Source organism: Comamonas sp. CMM03 (assembly GCF_019218715.1).
Lineage (GTDB): Bacteria > Pseudomonadota > Gammaproteobacteria > Burkholderiales > Burkholderiaceae_C > Comamonas > Comamonas terrigena.
The window spans coordinates 796,269-810,188 of the sequence record NZ_JAHUXB010000001.1 but is presented as its reverse complement, the minus strand read 5'-3'; the positions used below and the strand labels follow the sequence as shown (position 1 = coordinate 810,188).

General features: G+C 66.6%; 18 protein-coding genes. 7 read left to right on the top strand and 11 right to left on the bottom strand.

Annotation, left to right across the window (positions count from 1 at the left end):
• Positions 1–195: 195 nt before the first annotated feature.
• On the top strand, positions 196–735 hold the full coding sequence (locus KW830_RS03680) for a superoxide dismutase family protein (RefSeq protein WP_218332161.1): 540 nt from the start codon (positions 196–198) through the stop codon (positions 733–735).
• A 181-nt stretch (positions 736–916) separates the two neighbouring features.
• Here KW830_RS03680 and rpiA read toward each other — a convergent pair whose 3' ends face one another.
• Positions 917–1,609: a ribose-5-phosphate isomerase RpiA gene (gene rpiA / locus KW830_RS03675; protein WP_218332159.1), complete on the bottom strand. Its 693-nt coding sequence runs from the start codon at positions 1,607–1,609 to the stop codon at positions 917–919.
• Positions 1,610–1,643: 34 nt separating this feature from the next.
• Here rpiA and KW830_RS03670 point away from each other — a divergent pair, with 34 nt between their 5' ends.
• A complete protein-coding gene (locus tag KW830_RS03670; protein WP_218332158.1) occupies positions 1,644–2,702 on the top strand; it encodes a quinone-dependent dihydroorotate dehydrogenase in 1,059 nt (352 codons plus the stop codon).
• Between the two features lie 175 nt (positions 2,703–2,877).
• Here KW830_RS03670 and KW830_RS03665 read toward each other — a convergent pair whose 3' ends face one another.
• From KW830_RS03665 to KW830_RS03650, 4 genes are all read right to left on the bottom strand, one after another.
• Entirely contained in the window at positions 2,878–3,231 is a 354-nt protein-coding gene (locus KW830_RS03665; RefSeq protein ID WP_272971516.1) for a hypothetical protein, read from the bottom strand.
• On the bottom strand, positions 3,228–3,623 hold the full coding sequence (locus KW830_RS03660) for a phage holin family protein (protein ID WP_066532303.1): 396 nt from the start codon (positions 3,621–3,623) through the stop codon (positions 3,228–3,230). The genes KW830_RS03665 and KW830_RS03660 overlap by 4 nt, the downstream gene beginning before the upstream one ends.
• 80 nt (positions 3,624–3,703) lie before the next feature.
• Positions 3,704–4,015, bottom strand: coding sequence for a DUF883 family protein (locus KW830_RS03655; protein ID WP_066532311.1), 312 nt, complete (start codon positions 4,013–4,015; stop codon positions 3,704–3,706).
• A 157-nt stretch (positions 4,016–4,172) separates the two neighbouring features.
• Positions 4,173–5,282, bottom strand: coding sequence for an NAD(P)/FAD-dependent oxidoreductase (locus KW830_RS03650; protein WP_218332157.1), 1,110 nt, complete (start codon positions 5,280–5,282; stop codon positions 4,173–4,175).
• 273 nt (positions 5,283–5,555) lie between these two features.
• Here KW830_RS03650 and KW830_RS03645 point away from each other — a divergent pair, with 273 nt between their 5' ends.
• Together KW830_RS03645 and KW830_RS03640 are read left to right on the top strand one after the other, a co-directional pair.
• A complete protein-coding gene (locus KW830_RS03645) occupies positions 5,556–5,777 on the top strand; it encodes a hypothetical protein (RefSeq protein WP_098066152.1) in 222 nt (73 codons plus the stop codon).
• A 98-nt stretch (positions 5,778–5,875) separates the two neighbouring features.
• Complete coding sequence (locus tag KW830_RS03640) at positions 5,876–6,181, top strand: helix-turn-helix domain-containing protein (RefSeq protein WP_066532320.1); 306 nt, start codon at positions 5,876–5,878, stop codon at positions 6,179–6,181.
• 60 nt (positions 6,182–6,241) lie between these two features.
• Here KW830_RS03640 and KW830_RS03635 read toward each other — a convergent pair whose 3' ends face one another.
• On the bottom strand, positions 6,242–7,111 hold the full coding sequence (locus tag KW830_RS03635; protein WP_218332156.1) for a fumarylacetoacetate hydrolase family protein: 870 nt from the start codon (positions 7,109–7,111) through the stop codon (positions 6,242–6,244).
• A gap of 235 nt (positions 7,112–7,346) precedes the next feature.
• Between KW830_RS03635 and KW830_RS03630 the strand changes: the two genes are divergently transcribed.
• Positions 7,347–7,742: a hypothetical protein gene (locus KW830_RS03630; RefSeq protein ID WP_066532322.1), complete on the top strand. Its 396-nt coding sequence runs from the start codon at positions 7,347–7,349 to the stop codon at positions 7,740–7,742.
• A 51-nt stretch (positions 7,743–7,793) separates the two neighbouring features.
• Here KW830_RS03630 and KW830_RS03625 read toward each other — a convergent pair whose 3' ends face one another.
• Both KW830_RS03625 and rlmB read right to left on the bottom strand, forming a co-directional pair.
• Positions 7,794–8,552 (bottom strand): NAD-dependent deacylase, encoded by a 759-nt coding sequence (locus KW830_RS03625; protein ID WP_218332155.1) that lies wholly within the window; start codon positions 8,550–8,552, stop codon positions 7,794–7,796.
• Positions 8,553–8,630: 78 nt separating this feature from the next.
• Positions 8,631–9,389: a 23S rRNA (guanosine(2251)-2'-O)-methyltransferase RlmB gene (gene rlmB, locus KW830_RS03620; RefSeq protein WP_066532330.1), complete on the bottom strand. Its 759-nt coding sequence runs from the start codon at positions 9,387–9,389 to the stop codon at positions 8,631–8,633.
• Positions 9,390–9,712: 323 nt separating this feature from the next.
• Here rlmB and sstT point away from each other — a divergent pair, with 323 nt between their 5' ends.
• Positions 9,713–10,996 (top strand): serine/threonine transporter SstT, encoded by a 1,284-nt coding sequence (gene sstT, locus KW830_RS03615; protein ID WP_218332617.1) that lies wholly within the window; start codon positions 9,713–9,715, stop codon positions 10,994–10,996.
• Between the two features lie 70 nt (positions 10,997–11,066).
• Here sstT and KW830_RS03610 read toward each other — a convergent pair whose 3' ends face one another.
• Positions 11,067–11,783, bottom strand: coding sequence for an ABC transporter ATP-binding protein (locus tag KW830_RS03610; RefSeq protein WP_218332154.1), 717 nt, complete (start codon positions 11,781–11,783; stop codon positions 11,067–11,069).
• 22 nt (positions 11,784–11,805) lie between these two features.
• Here KW830_RS03610 and KW830_RS03605 point away from each other — a divergent pair, with 22 nt between their 5' ends.
• Positions 11,806–12,462, top strand: a complete 657-nt coding sequence (locus KW830_RS03605; RefSeq protein WP_066533312.1) for an arylesterase — start codon at positions 11,806–11,808, stop codon at positions 12,460–12,462.
• 158 nt (positions 12,463–12,620) lie between these two features.
• Here the strand turns inward: KW830_RS03605 and KW830_RS03600 are convergent, their stop codons facing one another.
• Complete coding sequence (locus KW830_RS03600) at positions 12,621–12,794, bottom strand: DUF1682 domain-containing protein (RefSeq protein ID WP_218332153.1); 174 nt, start codon at positions 12,792–12,794, stop codon at positions 12,621–12,623.
• Between the two features lie 77 nt (positions 12,795–12,871).
• The gene (locus KW830_RS03595; protein WP_218332151.1) at positions 12,872–13,753 is read right to left on the bottom strand and encodes a DUF2189 domain-containing protein; all 882 of its coding nucleotides are present in this window, start codon (positions 13,751–13,753) and stop codon (positions 12,872–12,874) included.
• Positions 13,754–13,920: the final 167 nt, after the last annotated feature.

The window sequence follows — 13,920 nt, the reverse complement described above, 5'->3', positions numbered from 1 at the left end:
CCTGCCCTTGACTTTGAACGGCAATGCCCGTGCAATCGTGCGACGGGCCTGCCGCTCTGCGGCGCCCCCTTGATCGCCGCCTGCGTACCTGCCAGCCACGGTGCCCTGGGGCCCACGCCCCGCACCGTGCCAGCCCATGGGCGCAAGACCACCGGTTTTTGCAGATTCCGTCACCCACTACAAGGAGCGCATTCCATGTCCCTTCGCCTTTGCACCACCCTGGCCCTGATCACCACCGCCGCGCTGGCGGCCTGCTCCAGCTCACCCCATGACCCCATGGCCACCGGCGCCGTGGCCCAGGCCAGATTGCAGCCCACACAAGGCAGCAGCGTGCAAGGCATGGTGCGCTTCACCACGCAAAAGGACGGCAGCGTGCGCGTGCAAGGCTCGGTGCAAGGCCTGGCCCCCAACACCGAGCACGGTTTCCACGTGCATGAAAAAGGCGATTGCTCCGCCCCCGACGGCACCAGCGCGGGCGGCCATTTCAACCCCAACAACGTCCCCCATGCCCGCCACGGCAGCGGCCATGCCGGCGACCTGCCCAGCCTGCGCGCGGACGGCACGGGCACCGCCAGCTTCGACTTCAGCAGCCGCAGCATCACTGTGGGCCAGGGCCCCACCAACGTGGTGGGCCGCGGCGTCATCGTGCACAAGGATGCCGACGACTACATCACCCAGCCCACCGGCAATGCCGGCGCACGCCTGGCCTGCGGGGTGGTGGTGGCCACCAAGTAAACGCCCCACCTATGGCACCGTGGCCTTGTTGCGCCACTGCGCTGTGGGGATGTCCAACAGGGGCACGATCCGCTGCCCTACAAAAAAACCCGGCACCTTGCGGTCCGGGTTTTGTTTGTGCAGGCCGGGCAGATGCAGCCCTTGGGCTGCTGCCGATGCAAGCGCTGAATCAGCGGCTACATCAATAGTTGATGGTCTTCACGCCTTCGGCCGTGCCCAGCAGGCAGATGCTGGCCTTCTGGTGGGCAAACACGCCCACGGTCACCACGCCGGGCCACTGGTTCACATCGGATTCAAACGCCAGCGGATCGGCCACGCGCAGGCCGCGCACGTCCAGAATATGCTGGCCGTTGTCGGTGACCAGGGGCTGGCCGTCCTTCAGGCGTAGCGTGGCGGTACCGCCCAGGGCGGCAAAGCGGCGGGCAATCTGCTGCGCCGCCATGGGAATCACTTCCACCGGCAGCGGGAACGCACCCAGTGCGTCCACCAGCTTGGAGGCGTCGGCAATGCAGACAAAGCGCTCGGCCATGGCGGCCACGATTTTTTCGCGCGTCAGCGCCGCGCCGCCGCCCTTGACCATATAGCCGTTGCCGTCAATCTCGTCGGCGCCGTCGATGTAGACCGACAGGCTTTCGACTTCGTTGGCGTCGAACACCGTGATGCCCAGCGCCTTCAGGCGCTCCGTGCTGGCCACGGAGCTGGACACCGCGCCCTTGATCTGGTCCTTGATGGGGGCCAGCGCGTCAATGAATTTGTTGACCGTGGAGCCCGTGCCCACGCCCACGATGTCACCGGGCGTCACATAGCGCACAGCGGCCTGGCCGACCAGGGTTTTGAGTTCATCTTGGGAGAGAGGTGCAGTAGAGGTCGTCATGGGGGAAAATCCGGGTAATCCTCGAATTATCCCTATGTCCCTTATCCCCTACGCCCTAGTCCGCCCCTTCCTGTTCAACATGGACCCCGAAGCCGCCCACGACTTCACCATGAACACCCTGTCCCGTGGCCAGAACACCCCGCTGCAGGCGGTGTGGTCCAACGAAATGGTCAACGACCCGGTCACCCTGGCCGGCCTGACCTTCCCCAACCGCGTGGGCATGGCCGCAGGCCTGGACAAGAATGCGCGCTGCATCGACGCGCTGGCCGCCATGGGCTTCGGCTTTGTCGAAGTGGGCACCGTCACCCCCAAAGGCCAGCCGGGCAACCCCAAGCCGCGCATGTTCCGCATTCCGGCGGCCAAGGCCCTGGTCAACCGCCTGGGCTTCAACAACGACGGCCTCGATGCCTTCATCGCCAACGTCAAGCAGTCCACGGTGCGCCAGCAGGGCAAGTCCATGCTGCTGGGCCTGAACATCGGCAAGAACGCCGCCACCGCCATCGAAGACGCCACCAGCGACTACCTGACCTGCCTGGAAGGCGTCTACCCCCACGCCGACTACGTGACGGTGAACATCAGCTCGCCCAACACCAAGAACCTGCGCGCGCTGCAAAGCGACGAGGCACTGGACAGCCTGCTGGGCGCCATTGCCGAACGCCGCGAAGCCCTGGCCGCCGCCCAGGGCCGGCGCGTACCCATTTTTGTGAAGATCGCCCCCGACCTGGACGACGCCCAGGTGGAGGTGATTGCCGCCACGCTGCGCCGCCATGGCATGGACGGCGTGATTGCCACCAACACCACCATCAGCCGCGAAGCGGTCAAGGGCATGCCCCATGCCGAGGAAGCCGGCGGCCTCAGCGGCGCCCCGGCCTTTGAAGCCAGCAACCGCGTGATCCACCTGCTGCGCGCGGCACTGGGCAAGGACTTCCCCATCATCGGCGTGGGCGGCATCATGCGCGCCGAAGACGCCGTGGCCAAGATCCAGGCCGGCGCCGATGTGGTGCAGATCTACAGCGGCCTGATCTATGCCGGCCCCGAGCTGGTGGTGCAATCGGCCCGTGCGCTGCGCGCACTGGGCACCCAGGCCCGCTGACAACGCGCACAGGCACACACTGCCTCGCGCCCCGGCCCCTGCGTGCTCCGGCCTGCCCGGCCTAGGCGTGCCGGGCAGAAAAAAGGCCCATGGCACTATGCCATGGGCTTTTTGCATGGGAGTCGCCGCCAGCAGTCTGCTGCGGCCACCGCAACGGGCGCACCGCCCGTGAATCTCAGCGCCGCAGCTTGGCCAGCAGCGGCAGCACCGCCACGCCCACGCGCATGATCTTGCGCGGCCCCACCAGCAAGGCCGCCCCCACCAGAGCGGCCGACGCCAGCGGGTGCAGGCGGGCAAACGTCAGCACCCGGTCGATCAGCGGCGCATCGGGCGACACGGCCGACGCCTGGGCGCGCAGCGCCGCCACCTGCTGGTAGGTCGCCTTGCGGGCGGCCAACCGGTCACGCTGCTGGGCAATGCGCTGCAGCACCGCCCGCTCTTCCGGGCCGGCATGCTCCCAACGCGATTCCTTCACCAGCAGTGCCTGGGCCGGGCCGGTGACCACGGGCTTGGTCTTGGTTTCGCTCACAGCTTCTCCTTGATGCTTTGCCAGTCTTTGGCCAGTTCGGCACGGGTCTGCATGAACGGCGAGCGCGACTTGCGCAGCGCCGACAGCAGCGCCCACAGCACCCCACCCCAGGCAGCCACCCAGACAGCGGCAATCACCCAGGCCACCGTGGCACGGTCGGGGCTGTTCCAGAACTGGATCAGGATGGCCAGCGACAGCAGCACCATGGCCACCACCGTCAGCCCCCCCAGGGCAATGGCCAGCACCAGAATCGACTGCAGGCGGTTGCGCTGCAGTTTCCACTCCAGCTTGGCCAGCTCCACACGGTCTTCGGAGGCGATGGCGGCTTCGATCACGGCAGCCCGATAACGGGCGACCAGCGTATCCAGTCCCAGGGCAGACAACCAGTTCACAGTGGACGTTTCCTTTGGTGCGAGTTGGCAAAAAGGCGATGCGGGGGACCGGCCTGATGGCAGCCGGTCACCGGTTGCGCTCAGCGGCGGGCCAGCAAAAAGCCCACCAGCGCGCCCACGGCCAGCGCAGCACCGGCCACGCGCCAGGGTTCGTCGTGGGCGTAACGGTCGGCGGCGATGGCGGCGTCCTTGGCCTGGCGGGCGGCTTCCTGGGCAGCGCGCACGGCAGAGTCACGAGCGTGGCTGATGCCGTCGTCCAGGCGCTGGCGCAGCACATGGATGTCGGGCACGGCGTCCAGTTCCTTGCTGGCCAGCAGACCGCGCAGGTCGGTGACCAGCTTTTCCAGGTCGGCTTGGGCGGTGGAGACGGTATCGGAGACGGAGAACGACATAGCTAGCATCTTTCTAGTTCGACAAATAAAGCACCGGCAGCGGGCCACCGGTGGAAACGGAGGTGGAACCATCTTAACGAATGCCAAGACCCTCACCAAGCTTTGGCATAGCAGCGGGATCAATTCCCGCCAGCATTGCCGCGCCGTGGGCCCGTTTTCAGACGGCTGGCGCCAACTGCGCCACCTGTTCGGCCACGGCCAGGCAGCTGGTCAGCCCCGGCGATTCGATGCCAAACAGATTGATCAGGCCCGGCGCGGCATGCTGCTGCGGACCCTGGATGCAGAAGTCGGCCGAGGCCTCGTGCGGCCCGGAAATCTTGGGGCGGATGCCCGCATAACCGGCCACCAGGGCCCCTTCGGGCAAGGCCGGCCAGTAGCGGCGCACCTCGGCATAGAAGCCGTCACCGCGCGCGGGGTTGACCACCAGCTGGTCCGGATCGTCCACCCACTCCACATCGGGACCGAACTTGGCCTGGCCACCCATGTCCAGCGTCAGGTGCACGCCCAGGCCGGCGGCCTCGGGCACGGGGTAGATCAGGTGGCTGAAAGGCGCCCGGCCGCTGAGCACAAAGTAGTTGCCCTTGGCGTAGTACGCGGTGGGGATGTGCTCTGCAGCCAGGCCTTCAAAGCGGCGCGCCAGATCAGGCGCCCAGTAACCGGCGGCATTCACCAGCAGCGGTGTCTCCAGCTCGGTACCGTCCTGCGTGCGCACCAGCCAGTGACCGTCGTCCTGCAGCACGGCGCGCTCCACGGCAGCGTGGAACGCCACCATACCGCCGGCATTTTCCAGGTCGCCCTGCAGCGCCAGCATCAGGCCGTGGCTGTCCACAATGCCGGTGCTGGGCGAATGCAGCGCGGCCACGCATTCCAGCGCCGGCTCCAGTTCCCGGGCCTGCTCGCGTGTCAGGTGCATCAGGTCGTCCACGCCATTGGCGGCGGCCTTCTGGCGGATGGCTTCCAACTGCGGCACCTGCTCGGGCGAGGTGGCCACGATCAGCTTGCCGCAGCGCTGGTAGGCCACGCCGCGTGCATCGCAGTAGTCATACAGCATGTGCTTGCCCTGCACACACAGCTGGGCCTTGAGTGAGCCTTGCGGATAGTAGATGCCGGCGTGGATCACCTCGCTGTTGCGCGAACTGGTGCCGGTGCCAATCGCCTCGGCCTGCTCCAGCACCATCACTTCCCGTCCCTGCAAGGCCAGTGCACGCGCCACGGCCAGACCCACGACCCCCGCGCCGACCACGATACAAGCTACCCGATCCACCATTTCTGCTCCTGTTGTTGCTCTGTGTGCTGCACTGCAGCTTTGTCAGGATTGTGCGTGTTTTTTGACAGAAAGCCGCACAAAAACACCGGTGGTCTGCTCTGTTTTTTGGAGTGCGCCCAGGGGGCACCCCGGCTGCTGCGCGCAGCTTGGTGCTTTGTTGAGTTCTCGCTACAAACCGCTTTCATGGGATACAAAAGCCCATTTTTTTGCGCTTTCGCCTTGCAACAGAACTCCTACAGTCACACCCAATCGTTGATTGTCTGGGAGTTTGTTATGGATCTGTCTTTCGCCACCGCCGTTCGCAATGCCAGCAATGCCTGGGGAAACAACCGCGTCACCGATGCAGCCACCATGGCCGAGCTGACCAAGCGCCAATTCAACCAGCAGGAGCTGAACAAGGCGCTGTCCGGCCCCACTGCCGGACAAATGGCAGTGATCCAGCCCGAGCTGGCGCGCTATGGTCAGGTGGGCACGCGCCTCAACCTTTTCGCCTGAGCACTGGGGCCGCTGCATCGCTCCCGCCAGCACAGACCGGCTTTCCCCGCCTGCACTGGCAATGGCCCCACTCTTGGTTTTTTGCGAGAACCACCACCATGCCTGACAGCATTTCTTCACCGGTAACGGCCGCAGCCACACCCGATCCCCTGGTCGCCACCCTGGCACAGGCACGCAAACGGCTGCTGCTGACCCAGGCCGACCTGGCAGCCCAGGCCGGCCTGTCGCGCATGACCGTGCAGCGACTGGAAAGCAATGGACTGGACCCACGCCTGTCCACCTTGCATGAAATGGCCCGTGTGCTGGGCTATGAGCTGCTGGCCATCCCCCAGGCAGCACATGCCGACGTGCATGCCGCGCTGGCACGCCATCTGCCGCCGGCGGCCGGCCACACCGCCCCCTGATTTCTGTGCAGCGCGCCTCCGGTCTGCGCGCTCGCTCCCACGTGTTTTCGCACCGCCGCTTCAGCGGCTTTCGGTGTTCTCCCGCACCCAGGCGCGGCAGTGGATGCGCTGCTCGCCCAGCCCCTGGCCGCCCAGGCGCATCACATCGCCGTCCTGCAGAAAGCGGGGCACAGGCTTGTGCCCCAGGCCCACGCCGGCCGGCGTGCCGGTCAGCACGATGTCGCCCGGCTCCAGGGTCATGAATTCCGAGATATAGGCCAGCACCCGCGGCACCTGGAAGATGAAGTGGCTGGTGTGGCCGTCCTGCATCACCACCCCGTTGAGCTCCAGCCACAGCGCCAGGTTGTGCGGGTCTTCCACCTCGTCCGGTGTCACCAGCCAGGGGCCGACCGGCGCAAACCCATCGTGGGACTTGCCCTTGTCCCATTGCCCGCCCCGCTCCATCTGCCAGGCACGCTCGGAGATATCGTTGGCCAGCACATAACCCGCCAGGTGCTCCATGGCCCGCCACTCGGGCACATGCTGCATGCGCTGACCGATCACCAGGCCCAGCTCCACCTCCCAGTCCACCTTGTGGGCCTGGGGCGGCAGCAGCAGATCGTCTTCGGGACCGCACAGCGCAGAGGCCGCCTTGAGGAACAGCACCGGCTCTTCCGGAGGCGCCAGACCGGCTTCCCGCGCATGGTCGGCATAGTTCAGCCCCACACAGACGATCTTGCGTACCCGCCCCACCGGGCAACCCAGGCGGGGCTGCCCCGGCACCTGCGGCCACTGCTGCCAGTGCGCCTGCTGCAAGGCCTCCAGCGCCGCCGGCGCCAGGGCTTCATCCGCCCAGTCGTCGGTCCAGGCCGATGCGTCGCGCAGCACCCCCTGGGCATCCAGAAGGCCCGGTTTCTCTTGCCCAGGCGGGCCATAACGTAGCAATTTCATGGCGGTATCTTGGTTGCCGCCGGCCGCCCCATGGCCGGCTTCGCACTGCAGCATTCTTGCCCAGCCCTGATGCAACCAGGCAACTGTTTGAAGATGCAGCGCATCGCGGAACACGGATGTGGACTAGCATGTCCGATAACTGCACCAAATGTATGCTGATTTACATTTGGGTAACTTTTCTAACCGGTAGCTATACACAACAATTTCAATCAGCCCTGCCACTAACATAGTCGACATGCTGTCCACCTTTGAAACTCGCTTTTCCACGCTGCTGAAAAAGCTCGAAGCGGCCCCCAGTTGCGACAACGCGGAAGCGGCATTCACGCTGTTCCGAGATCTGTGGGTCGCCAGCAATGAGGAACACGCCAGTCCCAGCAGCGTGCTGGAATACCTGCGCAGCCGGCGCTTCTGTGCCGAACATGGCTGGCAGGGTCTGAGCACCGGCGTCTGCTACGTGGACAACAGCGAATCGCCGGATACGCGCCTGTATCTGCACCAGGACGGCAGCATCGTGATCCAGCGCCTCACGCCGGACAGCAGCACCATCCTGTTTTCCAAGCCCGGGCGCCGCAAGAAAACCGAGCAGGCGGCACCGGTGCCTGCCGACGCATCCCACGACATCGGACATTGAACCGCACGGTGCTTCGCCAGCTGGCGCCCGTGGTGCGCACCTGCCAAAGAGTCAACCCAGCAGCGCAGGCAGCACTGTGGTCGCCGGCCCCTGCAGCACGGCATCGGCCAGGCGGTCCAGTTCCGTGGACGCGGTGTTGACGATGACCACGCGCGCGCCCGCATCCCGCGCCTGAAAGACCAGGCCCGCCGCCGGGTACACCACCCCGGCCGTCCCCACCACCAGCATCAGATCACAGCCTTGGGCCGCCACTTCGGCCGCGTCCAGCGCCGCCTGGGGCAGACATTCGCCAAACCACACCACCCCGGGGCGGCGCAGATTCCCGCAATACGGACAGGCGGGCGGCTCGGTCGCCGTCAGCTGCCCGGCCTGCAAGGCCGGGGTGCACTGCGGACAACAGGCATCCAGCCATTGGTCGGCAAACAGATCGCCGTGCAAAGCCACCACATCGGGGCTGCCTGCACGCTGGTGCAGGCCATCTACGTTCTGGGTGACCAGGGTCAGCCGGCCCGGGTGCTGCGCCGCAAAGCCGGCCAGCGCATGGTGGGCGGCATTGGGCACGACGGCCGACACCAAGCCCCGCCGGTGCTGGTACCAATGCCACACGCGCGCGGGATGGGCGCGAAAACCAGGCTCGGACGCCATGTCTTCCGCACGGAACTGCGCCCAGTAGCCGGTCTGGGCGTCACGGAAAGTGGGCACGCCCGATTCCGCACTGACACCCGCGCCGGTCAGCACGCACAGCCGCCGGGACTGTGCGATCCAGTCGCGCACAGCCTCGATGGCATGGTCAGGCTCGGCAGCAGGCATGGGAGACGTCAGCAGCTGTGAAAAATCCAGAGATCCCGCCTGCTGTTCCGCCACCGGCGGGGCAGAGACGGAGGGGACTCAGGCCGGCTTGGGAATGCGCTGGCGCAGTGCCTCGTACAGGCACACGCCGCTGGCCACGGACACATTCAGGCTTTCCACCGCGCCCTGCATGGGGATGCTGACCAGCGCATCGCAGGTCTTGCGGGTGAGCTGACGCATGCCGTCGCCTTCGGCGCCCAGCACCAGGGCCGTCGGGCCGGTCAGGTCCATCTGGTAAAGGTGCTTGTCGGCATCGCCGCTGGTGCCGATCACCCAGATGCCGCGCTCCTTGAGCTCGTTGAGCGTGCGCGCCAGGTTGGTCACCATGAAATACGGCACCGTCTCGGCTGCACCGCTGGCCACCTTGGCCACCGTCGCATTGATGCCGGCCGCATGGTCCTTGGGGGCGATCACGGCGTGCACACCAGCGCCGTCGGCCACCCGCAGGCAGGCGCCCAGGTTGTGGGGATCGGTCACGCCGTCCAGCACCAGCAGCAGCGGGGCCTTGACGCCGGATTCCTCCAGATCGTCCAGCAGCTCATCCAGCGTGCGGGTGTCCCGGACCTCTTCCACGCGCGCAGCCACGCCCTGGTGGCCATGGCTGCCAGCCAGCTTGGCGATGCGCATGGCATCGGCTTCGATCAGACGGGCGCCAACCTCTTTGGCACGCTCCAGGAACTGGCGCATGCGCGCATCGCGGCGCGCGCTCTCGTAGTAGATTTCAATGATGGATTGCGGCGCGGTCTTCAGGCGCACGCCGACGGCATGGAAGCCGAAAAGCACTTTGGGGGACGACATAGGAGGGGCATTATCCGGCCAAGCCAATGTCCGAGGAGAAGACAGGCCGCTGTGGCGCGCGGTCCACACCCGGGCAGCCTGCCGCAGACCGCATCGACAGACACCGCCCGACGGCTCCGCCTCCCAAGCACCCTGCAAACGCCGGGTTTTCCCTGAAAGCCTACACTCACCCCGTGGTCGGAAGCATCTATCTTTGGGATGCGCTCCGGCAGACCCCAGGCACCGGCCTTTGAATTTTGCTGCACTGCGGCCAACTTCAAAGGCCGCTTTCATTTTGTACGCGGATGCCTTTGCCGGCGCCGCCCGGCTTTTTTTCCACCATGATGTTTCAACCCCTGCTGCACTGGCTGCGCCGCACCGGCCTGGTCACGCAAATCGTGATCGGCCTGATTCTGGGCATTGCCCTGGCGCTGCTCTGGCCGCAGGCCGCACTGTCGGTCGGCCTGCTGGGCACCCTCTTCATCTCGGCCCTCAAGGCCGTGGCACCGGTGCTGGTGCTGGTCCTGGTGATGGCGGCCATCGGCAACCACCGCCCGGGGGAAGTCACCCTGCTCAAGCCCGTGCTGTGGCTGTATCTGATGGGCACGCTGGCGGCCGCCATCGTCGGCGTGGGGGCCAGCATGCTGTTTCCCTCGGTGCTGCATTTCAAGGATGCAGCCACCGGCGTCGCCGCGCCCGGTGACATCCGCGAAGTGCTGATGGGCGTGCTGCTGAGCGCCGTGGACAACCCGGTGAATGCGGTGCTGAAGGCCAACTACATCGGCATTCTGGTGTGGGCCATCGGCCTGGGCGTGGCGCTGCGCCATGCCAGCGCCACCACGCAGAAAGTGGCATCGGATCTGGCCAACGGCGTGACCTTCATCATCCAGGCCGTGATCCGCTGCGCACCGCTGGGCATTTTTGGCCTGGTCGCCTCCACCGTGGCCACCACCGGCCTGGAAGCGCTGACCGGCTATGTCCACGTGCTGTGCGTGCTGCTGGGCTCCATGCTGTGCGTGGCCCTGGTGGTCAACCCCGCCATCGTCTGGTGGAAGATCCGCCGCAATCCCTACCCGCTGGTGCTGATGTGCCTGCGCGAAAGCGGTGTCACGGCCTTCTTCACCCGCAGCTCGGCCGCCAACATCCCCATCAACATGGCGATCGCCAAGCGCCTGAACCTGGACGAAGGCACCTACAGCGTCGCCATCCCGCTGGGCGCCACCATCAACATGGCCGGCGCGGCCATCACCATCAGCGTGCTGACCCTGGCCGCCGCCCACACCCTGGGCATTGCGGTGGACATCCCCACGGCCCTGCTGCTGTGCGTGGTGTCGGCGCTGTGCGCCTGCGGTGCATCGGGCGTGGCCGGTGGTTCCCTGCTGCTGATTCCGCTGGCCTGCAGCATGTTCGGCATCTCCAACGACATCGCCATGCAGGTGGTCGGCATTGGCTACATCATCAGCGTGCTGCAGGATTCGACCGAGACGGCACTGAACTCCTCCACCGACGTGATCTTCACCGCCGCGGTCTGCCTGTCGGAAGACGGCCGGGCACCGGCATCGACACCGGTATCCGATGCCTCGGCGGACACCGCCACGGCAGCGGATCCGGCACAGCGCCGCGCCTGAACCTTGCGGATTGGCGGGCTGCGCGCCCCCGCCACGCACGGCATCGGCCTTGCGGCCCGCCGCGCCGTGCTCAGCCCGGCTGCTCCAGCACGCCCTGCTCATCCGCCGCCACCGCGCCGGCGGCGATGGTGATGCGCCGGTCGCAGCGCGCAGCGATACCGCGGTCGTGGGTCACCAGCACCAGGGTCGTGCCCTGCTCGCGGTTCAGGGCGAACATCAGCTCCATCACCGCTTCGCCGGTCGCAAAGTCCAGGCTGCCCGTGGGCTCGTCGGCCAGCAGCACGGCCGGGCGCACCACAAAGGCCCGCGCCAGGGCCACACGCTGCTGCTCGCCGCCGGACAGCAGCTTGGGGTAGTGCTGCAGGCGCTGGCCCAGGCCCACGCGCTGCAGCATCTCGGTGGCCTGCACGCGTGCGCCGCGCACGCCGGCCAGCTCCAGCGGCAGCATCACGTTCTCCAGCGCCGTGAGATTGCCCATCAACTGGAAGCTCTGAAACACAAAGCCGATCTTCTGTACCCGCAGCGCGGCGCGTGCGTCTTCGTCCAGCGCAAACATGTCCTGGCCCTGCAGCCGCACCGTGCCGCGCGAAGGCACGTCCAGCCCCGCCAGAATCGACAGCAGGGTGCTTTTGCCCGATCCGGATGCACCCACAATGGCCACGGTCTCCCCGGGCTGCAGTGTGAAATCGATATCCCGCAGAATGTCCAGGCTGCCGGAAGAATCCGTCACGGACTTGAAGAGATGCTCTACCGCGATCAAGGGCTGCCGGGAAATCGTCTCAGTCATGAAAAAACCTCAGGAAAAAGCCATGCACCCTTTGCACCGCCACCGTCGCCACTGTATCGCGCTTGCGGGCGCCGCCGCTGCACTCTGGCTATCGCCGGCGCTGGCACAGGGCAAAACGACCGCCCGCAAGATCCTGATCCTGGGCGACTCGCTCAGCGCCGAATATGGCCTGGCACGCGGCACCGGCTGGGTCACGCTGCTGGAGCAGCGCCTGGCGCAGCAACACCCGAACGCCAGTGTGGTCAACGCCAGCATCAGCGGTGAAACCACCGCCGGCGGGCGCTCGCGCCTGCCCGCACTGCTCAAGCAGCACCAGCCGCAGATCGTGGTGATCGAGCTGGGGGGCAACGACGCGCTGCGCGGCCTGCCGCTGCAGCAGACCGAAGAGAATCTGCGCCTGATGCTGCAGGTCAGCAAGGAAAGCGGCGCCAAAGGCCTGCTGGTGGGCATGCAGATGCCCCCCAACTACGGCGCCAGCTACGGGCGTGACTTTGCCCAGATCTACACCCGGGTGGCGCAGGACACGCGCACGCCGCTGGTGCCGTTCCTCCTCAAAGGCGTGGCCGATATTCCGAATGCCGCCGCGCTGTTCCAGGCCGACCGCATCCACCCCCGTGCAGAAGCCCAGCCGCTGATGCTGGACAACGTCTGGCCCACCCTCCGAGGCCTGCTGGGCTGAACCCTGCGCCATCGGCGCGCACAACGACAAAGGCCGGGGGTGACGTCACGTCACCACCCGGCCTTTGTCCTTCACCACCCTGGGCGCGCTGGCTGCGCAGCAACGCCCACCCCACACTGCACAACGGCAGCTTCAGGCCATGGTGGAACAGCGCTCGCTCAGTTGACAGTCGGCCCTGCACCGTCACCCGAAGGTGCAGGCGCATCGCCCGCACGGGGGGCATCCGTGTCCGACTGCTTGCGCTGGGCCTTTTCGCGCAGTTTTTCTTCTTTTTTCTGCTTCTTGGCCAGCTCGCGCTGTCGTTTCTCGTATCCGTAGTTGGGTGTAGCCAATGCGTTCTTTCGTTATCAATGGAAGTTGTATGGGTGGATATTGCACCAAGTTGCCCGGCAGCGGGCCGCAGTCCATCTTAAGGCACTGCCTCCGGTGCTGGTGTTGCGGACGGTGTGTACGGTAGGGGCACCACCGCGCTGCGGTAGGCATGCCAGCTGGCGCAACCGAGCAGCGGCCCCACCAGCAGCAGCGGCAGCCCCCACAGCACCAGGAAGGACGCGCCCACCAGTGCGGCAATCAGCGCGCCCCAGACCAGCATCATGCCCAGATTGCCCAGCACCACCTGCATGCTGGTCAGGCCGGCCGTCAGCGCGTCCGTGCCCCGGTCCAGCATCATGGGCATGGACACGGCCGTGGTGCCGAACACCAGCAGCGCAAACGTGCCGCCCACCGCTGCGTACACCGCAATGAACTCCCAGTTCTCCGGCCGGAAGATGGCCTGCAGCACCCCGGTGGTGGACGGCATGCCGGTGTCGAAGAACACCGCAAACACCACCAGCGATGCCCGTCCCCACAGCAGCTCCAGCACGATCAGCACCAGCACCAGCATGCCCATGCCGCCCAGATTGCGGTCCCAGGCGGTGATGGAGCGGCCCAGATCCGGCGCCTCGCCCCGCTCCAGCCGGCGGCTGGTGTCGTACAGCCCCATGGCCAGAAACGGTCCCAGCAACAGGCAGCCGCTGGCCATGGACATCACATACTCCGGACTGGCGCTGAACACCCAGGCCAGGCACAGCGCCATGCCCCAGAAACACAGCCCGTAAAACAGCGCCACGCCCCAGGCACGCCGCACATCCCGCGCGCCGGCACCCAGCCAGCGCCACGGATCCCCCCAGCGCAGGGCCTGCAGCTGCACGGGTGGCGCCGCACCGGGCGCAGCCGCGCCGGACCGGGCCTGGCCGGGCCGTTCCTGGCCGGTCCGTTCATTGTGGGAATCCTCAGCGGGAGACAGGGGCATGGCACACCTCCTCAAGGCACAGGCCTTCCCGCACCGTCCACGGGGAATGGCCGCTGACACACAGGGCTGCCCCCACCTTAATCGGCCCGCCTTGTGTCCGCACTACGAAAAAACGCTAGTGCACGGTGCCGCACCCGCTGGATGGCATGGCGGTGCGGCCGGCCCGG